The 20,369-nt window shown below is 31.3% G+C and carries 12 protein-coding genes; 11 read left to right on the top strand and 1 reads right to left on the bottom strand.

Going from position 1 to position 20,369, the window contains the following annotated elements:
* Positions 1-11 precede the first annotated feature (11 nt).
* The 3 genes from BS101_RS13330 to trxA all read left to right on the top strand — a co-directional run bounded on the left by BS101_RS13330 (position 12) and on the right by trxA (position 6,840).
* On the top strand, positions 12-3,065 hold the full coding sequence (locus tag BS101_RS13330; protein ID WP_073539268.1) for an efflux RND transporter permease subunit: 3,054 nt from the start codon (positions 12-14) through the stop codon (positions 3,063-3,065).
* 297 nt (positions 3,066-3,362) lie between these two features.
* The gene (locus BS101_RS13325) at positions 3,363-6,404 is read left to right on the top strand and encodes an ATP-binding protein (RefSeq protein WP_073539267.1); all 3,042 of its coding nucleotides are present in this window, start codon (positions 3,363-3,365) and stop codon (positions 6,402-6,404) included.
* Positions 6,405-6,525: 121 nt separating this feature from the next.
* Positions 6,526-6,840, top strand: a complete 315-nt coding sequence (trxA, locus tag BS101_RS13320; RefSeq protein WP_012102728.1) for a thioredoxin — start codon at positions 6,526-6,528, stop codon at positions 6,838-6,840.
* A 256-nt stretch (positions 6,841-7,096) separates the two neighbouring features.
* On the opposite strand, the gene BS101_RS13315 is transcribed toward trxA, so the two are convergent.
* Positions 7,097-8,092, bottom strand: coding sequence for a YeiH family protein (locus BS101_RS13315; protein ID WP_073539266.1), 996 nt, complete (start codon positions 8,090-8,092; stop codon positions 7,097-7,099).
* 108 nt (positions 8,093-8,200) lie between these two features.
* Between BS101_RS13315 and BS101_RS13310 the strand changes: the two genes are divergently transcribed.
* The 8 genes from BS101_RS13310 (at position 8,201) to carB (ending at position 20,362) form a co-directional block, all read left to right on the top strand.
* The gene (locus BS101_RS13310; protein ID WP_073539265.1) at positions 8,201-9,070 is read left to right on the top strand and encodes a LysR family transcriptional regulator; all 870 of its coding nucleotides are present in this window, start codon (positions 8,201-8,203) and stop codon (positions 9,068-9,070) included.
* 234 nt (positions 9,071-9,304) lie between these two features.
* Positions 9,305-10,606, top strand: a complete 1,302-nt coding sequence (locus tag BS101_RS13305) for an MFS transporter (RefSeq protein ID WP_073539264.1) — start codon at positions 9,305-9,307, stop codon at positions 10,604-10,606.
* A gap of 226 nt (positions 10,607-10,832) precedes the next feature.
* A complete protein-coding gene (recQ, locus tag BS101_RS13300) occupies positions 10,833-12,992 on the top strand; it encodes a DNA helicase RecQ (RefSeq protein WP_073539263.1) in 2,160 nt (719 codons plus the stop codon).
* Positions 12,989-13,894 carry a fumarylacetoacetate hydrolase family protein gene (locus BS101_RS13295; RefSeq protein WP_073539262.1) on the top strand — a complete coding sequence of 302 codons (906 nt, stop codon included), beginning with the start codon at positions 12,989-12,991 and terminating at the stop codon, positions 13,892-13,894. The genes recQ and BS101_RS13295 overlap by 4 nt, the downstream gene beginning before the upstream one ends.
* A 321-nt stretch (positions 13,895-14,215) precedes the next feature.
* A complete protein-coding gene (locus BS101_RS13290) occupies positions 14,216-15,016 on the top strand; it encodes an ABC transporter substrate-binding protein (RefSeq protein WP_073539261.1) in 801 nt (266 codons plus the stop codon).
* A gap of 16 nt (positions 15,017-15,032) precedes the next feature.
* Positions 15,033-16,043 carry an ornithine carbamoyltransferase gene (gene argF, locus BS101_RS13285; RefSeq protein WP_073539260.1) on the top strand — a complete coding sequence of 337 codons (1,011 nt, stop codon included), beginning with the start codon at positions 15,033-15,035 and terminating at the stop codon, positions 16,041-16,043.
* Between the two features lie 14 nt (positions 16,044-16,057).
* The gene (gene carA / locus BS101_RS13280) at positions 16,058-17,122 is read left to right on the top strand and encodes a glutamine-hydrolyzing carbamoyl-phosphate synthase small subunit (protein WP_073539259.1); all 1,065 of its coding nucleotides are present in this window, start codon (positions 16,058-16,060) and stop codon (positions 17,120-17,122) included.
* A 21-nt stretch (positions 17,123-17,143) separates the two neighbouring features.
* Positions 17,144-20,362, top strand: coding sequence for a carbamoyl-phosphate synthase large subunit (gene carB, locus BS101_RS13275; RefSeq protein ID WP_073539258.1), 3,219 nt, complete (start codon positions 17,144-17,146; stop codon positions 20,360-20,362).
* The last annotated feature ends 7 nt before the right edge of the window (positions 20,363-20,369 follow it).

The following is a 20,369-nucleotide window of genomic DNA, read 5'->3' as shown; positions in this document are numbered from 1 at the left end:
GAGAATCTACTATGGGATTAATTAGAGCTGCCATAAAAAATAAAAAAATAGTACTGTTTTTAGTAGCTGTAATCATTATAGGCGGTTTTTACTGCTACTACATAACTCCTAAGCAAGAAAGTCCAGATGTTTCATCCCCAGCGGCCATGATTACTACAATATATCCTGGTGCTTCTCCAGGTGATATAGAAAAATTGGTTACAAAGAAGATTGAAGACAAGGTTGAGGAGATAGATGGTTATGATTATGTAGAGTCATATTCAAAAAATAGTGCTTCCATAGTTATTATATATTTAAACAATGATACGGATAAGGATAAAGCCTGGAGAGATTTGAGAGACAAAATTAAAGATTTAAAGTCTGATCTTCCAGAAGGATGCCAGGATAGTAAAATAAATACTAACCTCACAGAAACAGCTGGTATGATTATAAGTGTATCTGGTAAAAACTATTCTTATGAACAACTTGGAAATTATGCAGAGGACATAAAAAAACAATTAAGTGATATAAGTGGTATTTCAAGGTTTGATGTAGATGGAAAGCAGGATAAACAAGTAAAGGTAGAAGTGGACTGGAGTAAAATAAATAAATATTCTATTTCCATTGAAGATGTATGCAGTGTATTAAAAGCACAAAATATAGATATTCCCTCGGGATCTTTAGACCTAAGTACGGGAAAAATAAAGGTTAATACACCAGGTACGTTTACTTCCCTGCAGGATATAGAAAATACTATTGTAGGAGTTTCAAGCACCACTGGAGAAACTATGAAAATTAAAGATATAGCAAAAGTATATATGGATTATGATGATGATTCTGAATTGAAATTTACTGATAATGGAACTGGTACAGTGCTATTGGCAGGATATTTTGAGAATAATAAGAATATAGTACTTATAGGTGATGATGTAAAGAAAAAACTAGATGAGATAAAAAAGCAGCTGCCAAAGGATTTAACCATAGATGAAGTTACATTTCAACCTGAAGATGTAAGTGATTCAGTTTCATTTTTCATGAAAAATCTCAGAGAGGGTGTTATTCTCGTAATTATAACAGTTCTCATAGGAATGGGGCTTAGAAATTCTTTAGTAGTATCTGCAGTTATTCCTATATCTATAGCAATGTCTTTTGTGGTAATGAATGTGCTTGGAATTAAAGTGGAGCAGATGTCCACTACAGCACTTATTATAGCTCTTGGAATACTGGTAGATGATGCTGTTGTAATAGGAGATGTTATACAGGTAGGAATAGATCAGGGTATGACAGGGGATAAGGCTGCCTTGCATGGTATAAAAAGATTATTTGTACCTGTGTTTACCTCCACATTAATTATTGTAGGAGCTTTTGCTCCACTACTCACAATACCTGGGGCAGTAGGAGAATTTTTAAAATCATTGCCTCAAGTGGTAATGATATGTGTAACCTGTTCTTACCTATCGGCGTTATTTGTAACTCCTGCTATGGCTTCTTTAGTCTTTAAGAAAAGTAAAAAGGTGAACAGGGAAAGTAAAGTTCGTAGAATGTTTCACAGGCTTTTAACTTATGGACTTTCACATAAAAAGACTGTTGTTATGGCAGCCATAGGGGTATTTGTAGTATCTATATGTATAATGAAAACCCTTGGAATGCAGTTTTTTCCTTATGTGGATAAAAATATAGTTTACATAGATATTTCAAATGAAAAGGTTGATGATATAAATAGTACAGCCAATTTGGTAAAACATGTAGAGGATATATTAAAAACACAAAAGGAGGTCACAGGATATACTTCAGCTGTAGGTGGTGGTATGCCGAAATTTTATATTACCTTGCCCACAGTGGCACTCTCAAAGGATACAGCACAAATCATGGTAAGGGTAAATATAGATAAGACTAAGAAATTTGAAACGAGACAGGAATTGGCTGAACATATACAAGGTCTATTAGATAGCAAAATTTATGAAGGTACAGCTACAGTAAAACTTTTGGAGCAAGCTGAACCAACAGGAGCACCTATAAGGCTAAGACTCACTGGAGATGACCTGGATAAAATTTATGCTGCCTCAAATAAAATACAACAGCAGTTAAAAGACATACCTGGAACTTTAAATGTAAGGGATGATGCGGCAAAAAAAACTTATGAATATGAAGTAAATATAGATGATACTAAAGCATCACAACTTGGTTTATTAAAATCTGATATACTGCAGCAGATAAATATTGCCTTAAGTGGCTATAGTAGTTCTGTGTATAGAAAAAATGGCAGTGAATATGAGATTTTAGTTAAAACTAATATTTCATCTGTGAAAGATCTCGAAAATTTGCAGATTAAATCAAGTGTTACCAATAATAAAGTGCTGTTATCACAGGTAGCAGACATTAGTCTTAGCCCGGAACTGGATCAAATAAAACATTACAAAAAGGATAAAACAGTAACAGTATATAGTGACATAAAGACGGGGTACAACTCAGTAGATGTAGAAAATACCCTAAGCGAAAAAATAGATAAGATGGACTTAAATGGTGTAAAGGTAATTTATGATGGAGAAAAGTATCAAATACAGAAAAACTTTACCAGTCTTGCCATAGCAGGAGCATTTACTATATTGATAATTTATGTACTCTTATTTATTCAATTTAAATCCTTTATACAGCCTCTTATAATAATGTGTTCTCTTCCATTATCATTAATGGGAGTAGTAATAGGACTTCTAATATTTAAAATGCCATTGTCCTTAACTGCTGTAATGGGGATAATAAGTCTTATCGGAGTAGTTATAAGAAATGCAATATTGCTTATAGAATATATACATGATGGAAGAGATGAAGGACTTTCTATAGATGAAGCTTGTCTTCAGGCTGTAAGCCAAAGATTTAGACCAATCATATTAAGTTCAACAGCAACTATTACAGGACTTATACCACTAGCATTTTCAAAAAGTGCATTATTTGGTCCAATGTCTGTAACTATAATGTTTGGTCTTTTAACAGCTACTTTTCTAACATTTATAGTTGTTCCAGTAGTATATTCCTTAATTACTGCCAAAATAAAACAGAGATTAGTAAACAAGAATCTAGAAATTTAAAGTGTAAAATAGATGTTAAAATATTTTAACGTCTATTTTACATTATTATGCTTTAAATAGAATATGCCTATGCTACATTTACATTATAAATACCAATCCTAAATAAATTGACTACAGGTCATTTGTCGTAATTTATCCGAAGGCGGCAATTAGCTAATACCCCATCTCTTCAAAGTGGAGGATAAGCACTGTTACGCCCCTGGATAAGTTCTTCTAAGGTTCAGATAGAGATGAGTATTTCTCTATAGCAAAGTTTACCTGAACCTCTGAATCACTTGATGGGGAGGAAAGATTAAAATGTCAGCTTTTAGAGTGTTGCATTTATCAGATATTCACATAGGAAAAACCTATATCAAATCTGAAGAAATAGCATATAAAATTGTTTATGACATAACCCATAATGGATTATGTACTGTTAGAAGTGTAGTTGTAACAGGGGATATTTTTGATGGGCAAGTACAGATTAATGAAAAATTAATTAGTGAAGCTGTAATTTTTTTTAATATTTTGTTAGAACAAATCAATCTCAATCAAGATGAATATAAATTAACAAAAGATGATTTTATATTTATACCGGGTAATCATGATCTAATTAGAGTAGATGATTATGAATTAAGATGGAGTAAATATAATGGTTTCCTGAAAAGATTTTATATTAATATACCAGGATATTATAATACAAAAAATTATTCAGTGTTAAGGCCCTATTATGAAGAAAAAATAGTTTTTATTGGATTTAATTCCTGTCAGATTGAGAAGAAGAAAATTTTTGACAAAACATATCTGAATATGATAGATAAAAATATTAAATCAGAAACATTAAAAAAGCAGGGAATTGATAAAAAACAGTTAATTGAGTTGTTGGAAGGTGAAGTGGCAAACGAATATGATGATTATGGAAAAGTATCTATGGCACAGATAGCAGATATTGAGAGACAGATTAGAAAATTAAATGGATACAATATAGTTGCCATGCTTCATCATCATTTTTATCTTTTCCCGGAAGTAGCACAAAAGTATGGAGATTCAAGTCTGGTTAGAAATTATACTGCTTTCATTCAACATTTAAAATATATGAATGTAAAAACTGTTTTACATGGACACAAACATTTTGATTTAGAGCGTCCATTTATTACAGATGATTATTATGAAACAACAGAAAGTATTATTGATGTATTTGCAGGGGGGTCTGTTGGTACAGATAGAAAGGATAGGCATACCTTTAGCATAATTGATTTTTATAAGCAAAGAGAGGATATCAAATTAATTCAACATAAATTTATTTACAATGGAGAATCACTAGAGCCTATTTCTAAAAAGCAGATTCCTTCGAAGAATATTTCAGGTAGAGTGGTTAAACTTTTAGAGATATTAAAATTTACAAATTATGATGCGTATATGTTATATATGACATCTCTTGAAAAACTATTTAAAATTTATAAAACTTGTGGGGAAATAATCAACTGGATCAGTGAATCAATAACTGGATTTTGTGATGTTTATAAATATTTGGATAGGGATTATAGGAATATTCTGTTTTTATTATATTCTGTTAGTTGTAGAACATTAAACTATAAAAGTATTATAGAAAAGGATACACAATATTTAGAGTATGCATCATCAATATTGAAAGAAATATTCGATAATTTTTTATCATGTCCCCATTTTAATATCAGTGATGAAGATTTTCACTCTTTGTTTAAAATAAAAAGTTTAAAAAGTTTAGCGGATAAGTGTAATCAATTGTTAAATGAAAATATGAATAAAATTACTAAACAGTATTTAGCCTTTAGTATGATTGGTATATTTTTTTCAGATTTGTATTTGGTATTCACAGAATATGCAGATGACTTTTATAACGAAAATATTAAATATAAGGTAAATATTAAAATGGAAGAAAATAAGTTTCATGCAAATGTTCCTGCGCCAAGAATAACTATTGAATCCAATGCTGATAGAAGAAGTGCCTATGTAAAGTTTTTGTGCAATGAGGCTACAGTATATAAAATTGCCGTTTTATTTGTTAAAGAATTTGATTTAATACTAGATAAGTTTCAACATTGTTTTAAATCAATAGGATTTAAAATGTATTATTTAATTCCTAAAATAGATAAGAATAATTTTAAGAATACACTTGATAGTTGTAATTTTGAGGCCTATATACCAACTCTGCTGCCTTTGTTAACAGGAGACAATATATATTCTTCAAAAGAGGTATTTGCAAGAGAATTAATTCAAAATTCCATAGATGCCACAGCGGTTAGAGAAGCTAAAGAGGAAATTGATTTTATGAAATCAATTCGTATTGAATTTGGAAAAGATAAAAATGCTGGACTATATTTTAAAATTAAAGACAGTGGAACAGGCATGGACAGATATAAAATTGAAAGATATTTTACTAATATTGGGAGGAGTTACTATTCAGGTGATGAGTATAGGAATTTAAATATCAGTTATGAACCTATTAGTAATTTTGGAATAGGTTTTTTGTCTTCATTTATGGTATGCAGGGAAATAGAAGTAAGAACCAAATACTTTTTTAACGGTAGTGAAGGTTTAAAACTTTATATACCTAATTACGATGGATGCTTTTTTATTGAAGGCGAGGAAAATATAGATGTTGGTACAGAGATAAAATTATATTTAAATAAGGAAATACATGTAGATATTATAATAGATTATATAAAAAAAGTTATGTTAGATGTTAAATACGATATTATTATAAGCTATAGAGATGAAGGAAAAGAAGAAGTCATTGAAATACCGGCTCATTATATTAGAAAAAATAATAGAATTAAAGCTTTTCAGTTTTTTGTTCCTTTTAAAGAAAATGGAGAGGTGCTAAATATCCATTGGAAGGAGGAAGTACTTTCAGAAAATTTTATTGATAAATATGAATATGGATTATTAATAAAAGCTAATTTGGATAATATGGATTATAATTATGATGAAGTAATATTAAATGCGGGAATTCGAGTAGAACAGACATCTCTAGATGCATTATTTCATAATGAATTTAACCATGATAGAGATGATAATGGTAGTATGTATAATAGCGTATTTATGAATTTCCCTGCAAACTGGATACAAATTGATGTTTCCAGGGAAAAGTTGAAAGGTTTTTCTGATATGATTAGGGATATTAACCATAAAAATCCTATTGGAACTAAAATTGCTGAAGTGATATACAATCAGTTGACATGTTTTTTAAATTACAGCAGGGAAAATTCAATTAGTGTTCCTAAGTCATGTGTACAAGAAATTATCCAGTATGCTATCTGTTTATGTGGAGATGAGAACTCCAGTGTTTATAAAAAATTATTGAATTTAAAGTATTAAACTTGTTTAGAAATTATGGATATTGAAGAAAAAAATAAAAAAAACTATTGATCTTTATATTGCAATATCGTAATATATAAATATAACGATTATATAAAATTCGGTGAGGAGGTTATTAATTATGGCTAAGGTGATAAATAGCAGTGAATTTGAAGGGAATGTTTTAAATAGTAGTGAAACAGTATTAGTAGATTTTTTTGCAACTTGGTGCGGACCATGCAAAATGATTGCTCCAGTTCTTGAGGAATTGAGCGAAGAGATGAAAGGAAAAGTAGAAATGTTTAAAGTTGACGTAGACAGAAGTGCTGAGCTGGCTCAAAAATATGGAATTCAAGGTGTACCAACACTGATGATTTTTAAAGATGGTAAATCAGTAGATAGAATAGTGGGTTTCCAGCCTAAGGAAATACTAAAGTCTAGATTACAACAGTATTAAAATTTAGTTCACAAATATACATTTGTAGATTATTACAAGTGACCTTGAGATTCAGATGGGGTTTGCTATAGAAAAATGATTTATCCGAAGGCTACCATTGCTAACACCCCCATCTTCTTCTTTAAAGTGGGGGATAAGCACTGCTACGCCCCTGGATAAGTTCTTCTAAAGTTCAGATTACGATGCGTATTCCTTACAAGCAAACTCCACCTGAACCTAAGAATCACTTGATTTTCCCCATCTGAATCTTATTATTTTAAAAAATTGACATTATAAAATGTTGAACTCCAAGTGAAGTGAGTGACAAAACTATCCAACATATAAAACCTAAAAAAATTGGCTTTACAGCATTTTGGACAAGCTCTCTGATGTTAGTATTTAGTCCTACAGATACCATTGCCATTACAATGATAAACTTCCCAATTTGTGATAAAAATTTGGTGACTTCAATTGGAAATGGCACAAATGTATTGATTACTGATGCAGCTATAAAGCCCAGTACAAACCAGGGAAATATTTTAATCATACTGTAAGATACTTTTTTGTTTTTAGTTTCTTTTTTGGAAGTATAAATAGCCAAAAGCAAAGTAATAGGAACAATTGCCAGGGTTCTTGTAAGTTTTACTATAACCGCCAGATTGCCAGCTGTATTACTGTAAGAATAGCCAGCAGCCACTACAGATGAAGTATCATTAACCGCAGTGCCACTCCACAGGCCAAAGCATTCATTGCTCATATTGAATAGATGTCCAATCAGAGGAAATAAAAAAGCAGCGATAGCATTAAAAAGAAATATAGTTGATATAGAATGGGCAACTTCCTGCTCATTTGCATTTATCACTGGAGCTGTTGCTGCAATAGCAGAACCACCACATATAGAAGAACCAACACCTATTAATGCTGCTGTCTTGTCATTTATTTTTAATAATTTACCTATAACATAGGCGGTAATAAGTGATACCGAGAGGGTAAAAATCATTAAAACAACCGTTTGTTTTCCCACTTTAAAAACATTGAAAAGATTCATGCTAAATCCCATAAGAATAATAGAATATTGAAGCAATTTTTTTGAAGTGTATATTATACCTTCATTAAGATAGTTTGGCTTTTTCCAAAATGCTAAAATCATTCCAAATAAAATTCCGAGTATAGGACTGCCTATAATTGGAAAGATATTTCCAATGAGCCATGCAGGAATTGCTATAATCAGTGCAAATATAATACCATATGATTTGTTAATTATTTTTTCCATAATATCTTCCTCCTGTCTGACTTTTATGATATACCTTGATATTATGTAAGTAAAATATTATTATATTATTATTATAATAAGTAAATACTAATATATAAGGAGAATATTATGACTTTAAGACATTTTAATATATTTGTTGTTGTGTGTGACAAAATGAATATGACTAAAGCTGCAGAGCAGCTTTTCATATCCCAGTCAGCAGTTAGCCAGGTAATTTCTGAACTTGAAGGTCACTATGGTGTGCGACTTTTTGAGAGGTTGTCAAGAAAGCTTTATATAACTCAGGCAGGAGAAAAATTATTAGGTTATGCCAGATACATTATTAAATTAAATATGGAATTGGAAAATGATATGAAAACTTTAAGTGAAAATGGTTCTATCCGTATTGGTGCAAGTGTTACTATTGGGGCTTATGTATTACCTAAACTTATTTCACAGTTTCAAAAAGTAAATTCTGAAACTGATATAAAAGTACATGAGGAAAATACTGAAAAAATTGAAAAAATGCTTCTTCAGGATGAAATTGACATAGCTCTTGTAGAGGGAGAAACAGCCCATACAGATATTATAAACAGGCCATTTATGGAGGATGAATTGGTACTTATATGCGGAAATAATCATAGATTTGCAAAACTTGATTGTGTTGAGCCCTATGAACTTGAAAAGGAAAAATTTATTATTCGTGAAAGGGGAAGTGGAACTCGCAGGACATTTGAAGACAAGATGAGAGAAAATCATCTAAAATGGCAAATTTCATGGACATGTAATAATACAGATACTATAAAAATTGCAGTTTCAGAAGGGTTGGGAGTATCAGTTATTTCAAGATGTTCAGTAATAAATGAATTAGTCCTTGGAACACTTTGTGAAATACCTGTTAAAGAAATTAAATTTAAAAGACAATTTAAAATTATATATCATAAAAATAAATATTTAACAGAAACAATGAAACACTTTATAGATTTTATAAGGCAGTAGGAAGTTACTTTATAATATACCCAATTATTTAGTAGACTAATGAGTATAATTCATTAATTTATAACCCCAAAATTCGATAAGTTAACATTGAAAGTGAGATTATAAAATATGTATACTATAATTAAAATGTATTTTAATGAAAAAATAATATGCTTCCGGGTGAGTTCAGTAAAAAGGATGTAGTGCAAATGTGTATATAATCTGTGTTAAGTAATTTTAAGAAAGGATACTAGTATGATAAAACTTAATAAAATTGAGAAAAGCTGGGCACTTTATGATTGGGCAAATTCAGTATATGCTATGATTATTATATCAACAATGCTTCCTTTGTACTTTAAGAGTATATATAAAAGTGCAGGAGGAAGTGCGTCGATGTCCACAGCCTACTGGGGATATGCAAATTCCATAGGAACACTTATAATAGCAATAATTGCTCCTATCCTTGGAACAATAGCTGATTATAAAGGATACAAAATGAAATTTTTTAATATGTTTCTTGCTGTTGGAATAGCTTTTACAGGTTTACTTGCTGCAGTACCAACTACACATTGGAACATTCTGTTGTTATTTTATATACTGAATTCAATAGGGTATTCTGGAAGCAATATATTTTATGATGCATTTTTAGTAGATGTTACAACAGAAAAAAGAATGGATGATGTATCTACTATGGGTTATGCATTGGGTTATATAGGAAGCACAATACCTTTTATAATCTGTATGGCGATTGTTATATTGGCTCAATATAGTATAATACCTGTTTCTACATCTACCGCCTGTAGAATATCTTTTATTTTAACTGCCATATGGTGGGGATTATATACTATACCTATGATAAAAAATGTAAGGCAGGTACATGGTATAGACATTGAACCCAATCCTCTAATAAATAGTTTTAAAAGATTAGAAAGTACCTTAAAAAATATAAAAAAGCATAAAAAAATGTTTTTGTTTTTACTGGCATATTTCTTTTATATAGATGGGGTGAATACAATTATAGCAATGGCTACTTCATATGGTTCGGATCTTGGTATAAGTGGTACAAGCCTTCTTATAATACTTCTTCTCACTCAGTTTATAGCTTTTCCTTTTTCCATACTTTACGGAAGGCTTGCTGATAAATACAAAGGAAAGACAATGCTTTATGTTGGGGTTATTATCTATATTTTTATTTGTGTATATGCCTATTTTATACAAAGTACCCTGGATTTTTGGATTCTTGCCATGCTTGTAGGTTCATCCCAGGGAGGGATACAGGCACTAAGCAGGTCATATTTTGGGAAACTGGTACCAAAGGAAAGTGCCAATGAGTTCTTTGGATTTTATAATATATTCGGAAAGTTTGCAGCTATAATAGGGCCGTTTTTAGTAGGAATAGTAACCCAAATTACAGGAAAAAGCAATTATGGAGTTTTCAGTATAATATTTTTATTTATTATTGGAGGGATAATATTAATTAAAGTACCTGAAGATATTGAAACTATATCACCCAAGATAGGATTATCTATGGATGTAGTGAAGAAATTAAAGAAGTAATAATTAAGAGGGCTTAACTTTTAAATTGTTAGGTCTTTTCTTTTATCAAAACAGCGGCTATCTTTGATACCCTCATCTTCTTCAAAGTGGGGAATAAGCACTTTTAAGAATCATTTGATATTGAATAAAGTATTATTGCGTTTAAAAGCATACTACAAATTTAAAACGCATAAGCCTATATATGCTATAATATATAAAATAAATTTTAATATAGAGGTGAGTAATAGTGATTGGCAATGCTGAAGAAGTTCTGCATAAATATTATGGCTATGAAACTTTTAAAAAGCATCAGAGAGAAGTAATTGAAAGTATATTAAGTGGAAGAGATACCTTGGCGATTATGCCTACAGGCGGAGGAAAATCTATATGTTATCAAATACCTGCAGTGCTTTTTAAAGGGGTAACTATCGTCATATCTCCTTTAATTTCTCTTATGAAAGATCAGGTAGATAACATAAGTGAATTAGGTATAAGGGCGTCTTATATAAATAGTTCTATTTCTCAGCAAGAAATTTTAAGTATATTTTCAGATTTAAGGAATGGAAAAGTAAAAATATTATATGTAGCACCGGAGAGATTAGATTCTCCAGAATTTTATCAGCTTATGAAAACCATAGAAGTTTCACAGGTGGCGGTAGATGAAGCACATTGTGTATCCCAGTGGGGACATGATTTTAGAATAAGCTATACACATATATGTAAATTCATAGAGAGCTTTTCTAAAAGACCGGTGGTTACGGCATTTACTGCCACAGCTACTGAAGAAGTGAGAGAAGATATTGTAAACCAGATAAAATTGAAAAAAGAGGCTGTTTTTATATCAGGATTTGACAGAGAAAATTTAAAGATATCATGTCTTAAAACGGGAAATAAATTTCAATATTTATCAAATTATGTTAAAACAAATGAAGCACAGTCTGGAATAATATATGCATCCACCAGAAAAGAAGTGGATAATATATATGAAAAACTTAAGGCAGATGATTTATCTGTTACAAGATATCATGCAGGATTGCCAGACAGGGACAGAAAAATAAATCAGGAGGATTTTGTGTATGACAAGGTAAATATAATAGTGGCTACCAATGCTTTTGGAATGGGTATTGACAAATCAAATGTAAGATATGTAATTCACTACAATATGCCTGGAAATATAGAAAGTTATTATCAGGAAATAGGCAGGGCAGGCCGTGATGGAGAATCCAGTGAGTGTATATTAATGTTTTCTCCACAGGATGTAATTACCCAGAAATATTTAATAGAAACGAGTATACAATCTCCAGAAAGAAGAATAAATGAATATAAAAAGCTTCAGCATATGATAGATTTTGTGCATTATAATGGTTGTCTTAGAAAATTCATATTAAATTATTTTGGAGAGGAGGTAAATTATAATCAGTGTGATAACTGTAGTAATTGTATAAATTCCGGGGAATACGTGGATAAAACCGTAGATGCACAAAAGGTTATCTCCTGTGTATATAGGATGAAAAGGGAATTTGGAGTAAATATGATAGTGGATGTTTTAAGGGGGTCTTCTCAAAAAAAAGTACTTCACTATGGATTTAATAAACTATCCACTTATGGCATAATGAAAGATTATTCAAAAGAAGCATTATCAAATTTTATAAATACCATTATAGCTCATAAGTATATAACCTTAAAAGAAGGAGAATATCCCACTGTGGCATTAAATACCCAGTCCATAAAAGTTTTAAAAGGTGAAGAAAAAGTAATTTTAAAAGAATCAGTTAAAGCAAATAAGATCACTGCCCATAATGATCTATTTGAAATACTTAGGAATTTAAGAAGAGAAATAGCTTTGGAAGAATCTATTCCACCCTATATGGTATTTTCAGATGCAACTTTAAAAGAACTAAGTATAAGGTATCCGATAGATTCAAATCAAATACTGGATATATCAGGAGTGGGGGATTTAAAATTAAAAAAATATGGTGAAAGATTTTTAAGTATTATAAAAAAATATATAGAGGAAAATAAAATTGAGCCCAACTGGTCATTTAAAAGTAGTATTACTAGTAAAAATGAAAGAAAAAATGACAAACCCAAAACCCATCATATAACAATTAATATGCTTAGAGACAATATGGACATAAAAGAAATTGCGAAAAAAAGACAACTTACCCTATCTACAATACTTACTCATATTACAAAATATTTTGAAGAAGAAAATGTTATGGATATAAATATAAAATTTGAAGAGTTATTTACCTATTCAGAGGAAAGAGAAGTTTTAAAGGCCATAGAAAAAGTTGGCATATCTAAGTTGAAACCCATAAAAGAATTACTTCCAGATAGTATAAATTATGATAAAATAAGAGCTATTATAGTAAAAAATTATATCTTAAAAGAGGTGGTAAAATGAAATTTGTAACTTATGATTACAAAGGAAAAGAAAAAATAGGAGTTTTAGGGGATAACAGTATTTTGGATTTTAAAAGTATATTTTATGAAATTGGGGAAAAAAATCCTCCCAAAGATATGGTGGAGCTTATAAAATATTTAGATGAAGATAAATTGAATGGGGTAGAAGAATTTTTAAAAAGTAAAGCTTTGCAAGGGGTATCTCCAGATATAGTTAAATTAAAAGCACCCATACCTTATCCCAAAAGAAATGTATTTTGTCTTGGGAAAAATTATGAGGAGCATGCAAGGGAGATAAAGTTAACTAGAATAACAGGTAATGAAATACCAAAAGCGCCTATATATTTTACCAAAGTTGCATCACCGGCTATAGGAAATGGAGATTCCATAGAATTTTCAAGTGAGATTACCAATCAGGTAGATTATGAAGTTGAACTTGGGGTGGTAATAGGAAAAAATGGGAAAAATATAAAAAAAGAAGAAGCAGAAAATTATATATTCGGCTACACCATAATAAATGACATATCAGCAAGGGATCTTCAGGGAAGTCATATTCAATGGTTTAAGGGAAAGAGTCTTGATACTTTTTGTCCTATGGGGCCTTGCATAGTACATAAAAATGAAATACCGTTCCCTATAGATTTAGATATAAAATGCTGGGTAAATGGAGAATTAAGGCAAAATTCAAATACAAAGAACTTAATTTTTGATATACCTTATATAATAAGTGATTTATCTAAAGGATTGACTTTAAAGGAAGGAGATATTATAGCAACGGGTACACCAAGTGGTGTAGGAATGGGCTTTTCTCCTATCAAGGTGTTAAAACAAGGAGATAGTATAGAATGTTATATAGAGAAAATAGGTAGTTTAGTAAATAATGTAATAAATGTTTCCCATTAATTTATATTGGAATAAATAAATATTCAGGGATTAAAAATATTTAGGTTACATAGATTATAAAGAAATGTATTTTTATAGGTTACAATTCAAATTTAATGAATGTATATGCATAAATATCAAGGATGACAAGTGACATGTATTATAAAAACTATTTAGAAATAAAAAGTTTTAAAATTGTATTGAATTATTATTAGTATATATGTATAATTATAAGGTATATTAGGCAATTAAATTATAAAAGGTTAAGGTGAGTTTAATCACAGAATAAAAAACTTTTTAAAGAAAAATGAAATGAACTTATTTAAATTTGGGGGACTGATAATGAAAAAAATAACTGCAATTATAATAACTGTTATATTTGGTGCAATATTATTCACAGGTTGTGGAAGCAGCACTAAAAAAGATACAAGTTCTAACCTACTGGAAAATATAAAAAAGTCAGGAAAAATTGTTATAGGAACTGAAGAGGGATATCCTCCTATGGAATTTAGAGATTCAAATGGTCAGCTGGTGGGATTTGATGTGGATTTTTCCAATGAGGTTGCAAAGAGACTGGGGGTAAAAGCAGAGTTTTTGGTTATGGATTTCAATGGAATTATACTAGCCCTTAATTCCAAAAAATTTGACGCAGCCATTGCTTCCATAAGTATAACGGATGAGAGAAAAAAGACTACTGATTTTTCTACACCTTATGTAGTGGGCGGACAGGTTATTACAGTTAAGAATGGAAGAGAAGATATAAAGGGAGTAGATGATTTAAAGGGAAAAGTTATAGCCTGTGAACTTGGAACTACTGGAGAAAATGTAGCAAATGGTATAAAAGGGGTTAAAGAATTAAAAAAATATGATAAGATAACTGAAGCATTTCAAGATATGTCAATAGGCAGAGTAGATGCTACCATAATAGATCAACAGGTAGGAGGATATTATATCCAGAAGAAAAAAGACGAATTTAAAATGCTGGAGGGCATATTAAGTAAAGAGCCTATGGGTGTAGCTTATAGAAAAGAAGATGATTCTCTTAAAAATGAAGTGGATAAAATAATCGGAGATATGAAAAAGGATGGAACTTTATCCAAGCTTTCTGTAAAATGGTTTGGATTTGATGCCTATAAAGATTAACTTAGGAGGAGATATTTTGAACAATTTATATGGTAGAAGTTTTTTAACTTTAAAGGACTTTATGCCAGAAGAAATAGAATACCTGCTTAAACTTTCTAAAAAATTAAAAGAAGAAAAATACAGCGGAAAAGAAAAGAAAAGACTACAGGGAAAAAATATTGCATTAATATTTGAAAAGGATTCTTTAAGAACTAGATGTTCCTTTGAAGTTGGCGCTTATGACCAAGGTGCAAATGTAACCTATATAGGTTCTACAGGAAGCCACATGGGTAAAAAAGAGTCTATAAAGGATACTGCCAGAGTAATGGGAAGAATGTTTCATGGTGTGGAGTACAGAGGATTTTCTCAAAAAGATATGGAGATATTTTCAAAGTATTCGGGCATACCCCTTTGGAATGGGCTATCAGATGAAGATCACCCTACTCAGGTTCTAGCAGATTTTTTAACTATACAGGAAAATGTAGATAAACCTTTAAAAGATATAAATTTTGTCTACATTGGTGATGGAAGAAATAATATGGCAAAAGCTCTTATGATAGGTGCTGCGAAAATGGGAATGAATTTTAAAATAATAACTCCCAAAGAACTTTTTCCAGAAGGTGAACTGGTAAAAGAGTGTGAAAAGATGGCCAAAGAAAATGGGGGATATATATTAATTAGTGAAAATATATATGAAAGTGTAAAAGGGGCAGATATTATATATACAGATGTGTGGCTTTCCATGGGCGAGGAAAAATCCCTCTGGAAAAAAAGAATAGAAACTTTAATGCCTTATCAGGTAAATATGAAGTTAATTGAAGCCTGCCAAAACAAAAAAGTTAAGTTTATGCACTGTCTTCCAGCTTTTCATAATAGGGAGACTGAAGTCTCAGAGGAAATATATAGAGAATTTGGCTATGAGGCATTGGAAGTTACAGAGGATGTATTTGAAAATGAAGAAATTTCTATAGTATTTGAAGAAGCGGAAAATAGATTACATACTATAAAAGCAGTTATGGTAGCAACTTTGAGCTCAGGAAATATTTGAAAAGAGGTAATATTATGAATTCCATATTATATTTAGAAGATGGCACTGTGTTTATGGGAAAGGCCATAGGACAGATGGGAATAACTGTGGGAGAACTGGTATTTAATACTTCAATGACAGGATATCAGGAAATACTTACAGACCCTTCCTATGCAGGGCAGGTAATAACTATGTGCTATCCCTACATTGGCAACTATGGCATAAATTATAATTCTAGTCAATCGGAAAAAATACAGGTAAAAGGTATAGTAGTAAAGAATATGTATAATGATACATCTCATTATTTAAGTGAAAACAGTTTTGAAGGATTCCTAAAAGAAAACAATATTGTAGGCATCAGTGGTATAGATACTAGAAGTATAACCAAAAAAATAAGAGCCAGCGGAACTATGAAATGTGTCATATGCAGCAGGAATGAATCTATAAATGAAATAAAGAATATGTTGAATTTTTATGATGATGAAAAGTTGGTGGCTCAGGTAAGTACCCCTTTTATAAAAAAGATTAAGGGAAATGGTCCTAAAGTGGCAGTGTTAGATTTTGGCATAAAAAATAATATTATTGAAAATCTAAAGAGCAGAAATTGTGATATAACTATATTTCCATATAATACTTCTTATGAAAGCATAATGAGCATGAATCCTAAAGGTATACTTTTAAGTAATGGACCGGGAGATCCTAAAGATGTATATGATGTGGTGGGAGTAATAAAAAAGATGATAAATACTGTTCCTATATTTGGCATATGTCTTGGACATCAGCTCTTGTCTCTTGCACTTGGAGGAGACACTTATAAGATGAAATTTGGGCATAGGGGTGGCAACCACGGTGTGTGTGACAGTGATACGGATAAATCCTTTATAACATCTCAAAACCACGGCTATGCTGTTAAAAGGGATAGTTTAGATAAAAACAATATAAAAATAACTCATGTTAATTTAAATGATAATACAGTAGAAGGATTTAGACATAAAACTTTACCTATATTTTCAGTTCAGTTTCATCCTGAAGGTTCTCCAGGACCTACTGATACAAGCTATTTGTTTGATAAATTTTTAAGTTTGATGACTTTAGTATAAATAACAAGGAGAAGTGATATAATGCCGTTAAGAGAAAACTTGAAGAAGGTTTTAATAATAGGTTCAGGTCCTATAATAATAGGCCAGGCAGCAGAATTTGACTATTCAGGAACACAAGCTTGTGAAGCCATAAAAAAAGAGGGTGTAGAAACAGTACTTGTAAATAGTAATCCTGCTACTATAATGACAGATAAAAATATTGCACATAAAACCTATGTAGAACCTTTGACTGTTGAATCACTAGAGGCAATAATAAAAAGAGAAAGACCAGATGGGGTTCTGGCGGGATTTGGGGGACAGACAGCTCTTAATCTGGCTATGGAACTTGGCAAACTTGGTATATTAAAAAAGTATAATGTGGAGCTTCTTGGAATAAAAACTGAATCAATAAAAAATGCCGAGGACAGGGAAAGTTTTAAAAATTTAATGGAAGAAATAGAAGAACCTATAGCTTTAAGTACTATTGCTACAGATTTAGAGCAGTGCAAATCCTTTTTAGACAAGGTTAGTTTACCTATTATAATAAGACCAGCGTATACTCTTGGAGGAACTGGAGGAGGAATTGCAAACAATTATGAGGAATACCTGGAAATATGTAAAAATGGGCTGGAGGAGAGTCCTATAAATCAGATATTGTTAGAGCAAAGTCTGGCTGGATGGAAAGAACTTGAATATGAGATAATGAGAGATAAAAAAGATAATTGTATGGTAGTTTGTAATATGGAAAACATGGATCCTGTAGGAATACATACAGGAGACAGTATTGTAGTTGCACCGTCACAGACGCTTACAGACAGGGAATATCAAATGCTTAGAAGATCTTCTATAAAGATAATAAGAAAGTTGAAAATAGAAGGAGGGTGCAATATTCAATTTGCACTAAACCCAAGCAGCAATGAATATATGGTTATAGAAGTGAATCCAAGGGTAAGCAGATCCAGTGCACTGGCTTCAAAGGCTGCAGGATATCCTATAGCCAAGATAGCAGCTAAGATAGCTATAGGGTATACTTTAGATGAACTAAAAAATTATGTTACAGGAAATTCCAGTGCTCTTTTTGAGCCGGCACTGGATTATTGTGTGGTTAAAATGCCTAAGTGGCCTTTTGATAAGTTCAAGACTGCCAATAGAACTCTCAAAACCCAGATGAAAGCTACTGGTGAAGTTATGGCAATAGACAGGAGTTTTGAAAGTGCTCTTTTAAAGGCAGTAATAAGTCTTGAAGGAAAGATAGTAGGGTTAAAACTGGATAAATTTGAAGACATGAATTTATCTGAAATAATAGATAAATTAAAAAAAGAAGATGATGAGAGACTTTTTGCTCTGGCAGAAGCTCTTAGAAAAGGAATAAGTGTAGATGAACTCTATGAAATAACTAAAATAGACAAATGGTTTATATGTGGAGTAAAGAATATTATAGATATGGAAAATAAATTGGTAAGTAATGTACCAAATGTAGATATCATTCATCAAGCAGAATTAATGGGATTCACAGATGAATACATCTGTAATTTGATGGGTATGAAGCTGGAAGATTTAAAGCAGCTTAGAGAAGTAAACGGCATAAGAGTGGTATATAAGATGGTAGATACCTGCAGCGGTGAATTTGAAGCTAAGACTTCCTATTATTACTCCTGCTATGATCTTGAAAATGATAATGTTATTTCAGATAATAAAAAAATACTTGTAATAGGCTCCGGTCCCATTAGAATAGGACAGGGCATAGAATTTGACTACTGCTGTGTTAATGGCGTATGGGCTATAAAAAAGGCAGGATATGAAGCTATTATAATAAATAACAATCCTGAAACTGTAAGTACGGATTTTGATATTTCAGATAAATTGTATTTTGATCCCCTTTATATAGATGATGTAATGAATGTAATAAATGAAGAAAAAGTAGATGGGGTTATAGTACAATTTGGGGGACAAACTGCTTTAAATTTATCTAAAAAACTAAATGACAGGGGAGTAAATTTACTTGGAACTTCTTTTGAGTCCATAGATCTGGCAGAGGACAGGGAAAAATTCAGGATACTCCTTAAAAAACTCAATATAAATTCTCCTATAGGAGGGTCCGTAACCAGTTTGAAAGAAGCTTATAAACTGGTTTCTGAAATAGGGTATCCAGTTATTGTAAGGCCATCTTATGTAATAGGCGGAAGGGCTATGAAGGTAGTTTATAATCCTGAAGAATTAGAAAGATATTTAAAAGAGGCTGTAAATTTATCTAAAGAGCATCCTGTACTTGTAGATAAATATATACTTGGAAGGGAAATAGAAGTGGATGCCATATCAGATGGACAGGATTTAATAATCCCAGGGATAATGGAACATGTGGAGAGAACAGGAGTACATTCAGGGGATAGCATAGCTATATATCCTGCTTCCGATTTACCTGAAAAGGTGTGTCAGAGAATAGAAGAGTATACGGTAAGTATAGCCAGAGAATTAAATGTTAAAGGTCTTTTAAATGTTCAATACGCTTTTGATGGAGATAAGATATATGTAATAGAGGTAAATCCAAGAGCATCAAGGACTGTACCTATTTTGAGTAAAGTTACAGATGTTCCTATGGTGGAAATAGCTGTTGAAGTTATGCTGGGTAAAAAAATAAAAGAATTTAATTATAAACAGGACATGTATAAATACAGTAATATTTTTGCTGTAAAAATGCCTGTATTTTCCAGTAAAAAACTACCTGGAGTAGATGTAGCTTTGGGACCGGAAATGAAATCCACAGGAGAGGTCTTAGGAGTTGATTTTGATAAGGATAAGGCAATGTACAAGGCTTTTAAGGCAGCTGGAGCTGAAATCCTTGAAAAAGGTAATTTATATGTATGTGTAAATGATAGAGATAAGTGCAGTTCTCTAGAGGTAATTAAAAAATATAATTCTTTGAATTTCAATATACTTGCTTCTTCTGGAACCTTTGAATTTTTAAATGCCAAAGGCATAAAGTGCAGTAAGCTTTCTATAGAAGATGCCATATCCTATATAAAAGAAGATAAGATAGATATAGTTATAAATATACCTACTCAGGGATATGATGGTACAAGAGAAGGGTTTAAATTAAGGCATACGGCCCTGGCTCATGACAAAGTGGTATTTACCTGCATAGATACGGCCGACGTCTATGCAGATGCCATATTGGTAGATAAAAAGGGAGGAACCATAGAATATAGACCTATGAGTGAATATCTACAGGGAAGTTTAAATAAAAAAATTATAAATATATAGTTACAGA

The sequence above is a fragment of the Clostridium kluyveri genome (assembly GCF_001902295.1).
Lineage (GTDB): Bacteria > Bacillota > Clostridia > Clostridiales > Clostridiaceae > Clostridium_B > Clostridium_B kluyveri_B.
Note: the sequence above shows the minus strand (reverse complement) of the source record. Positions and strands in the feature narration are given on the sequence as shown.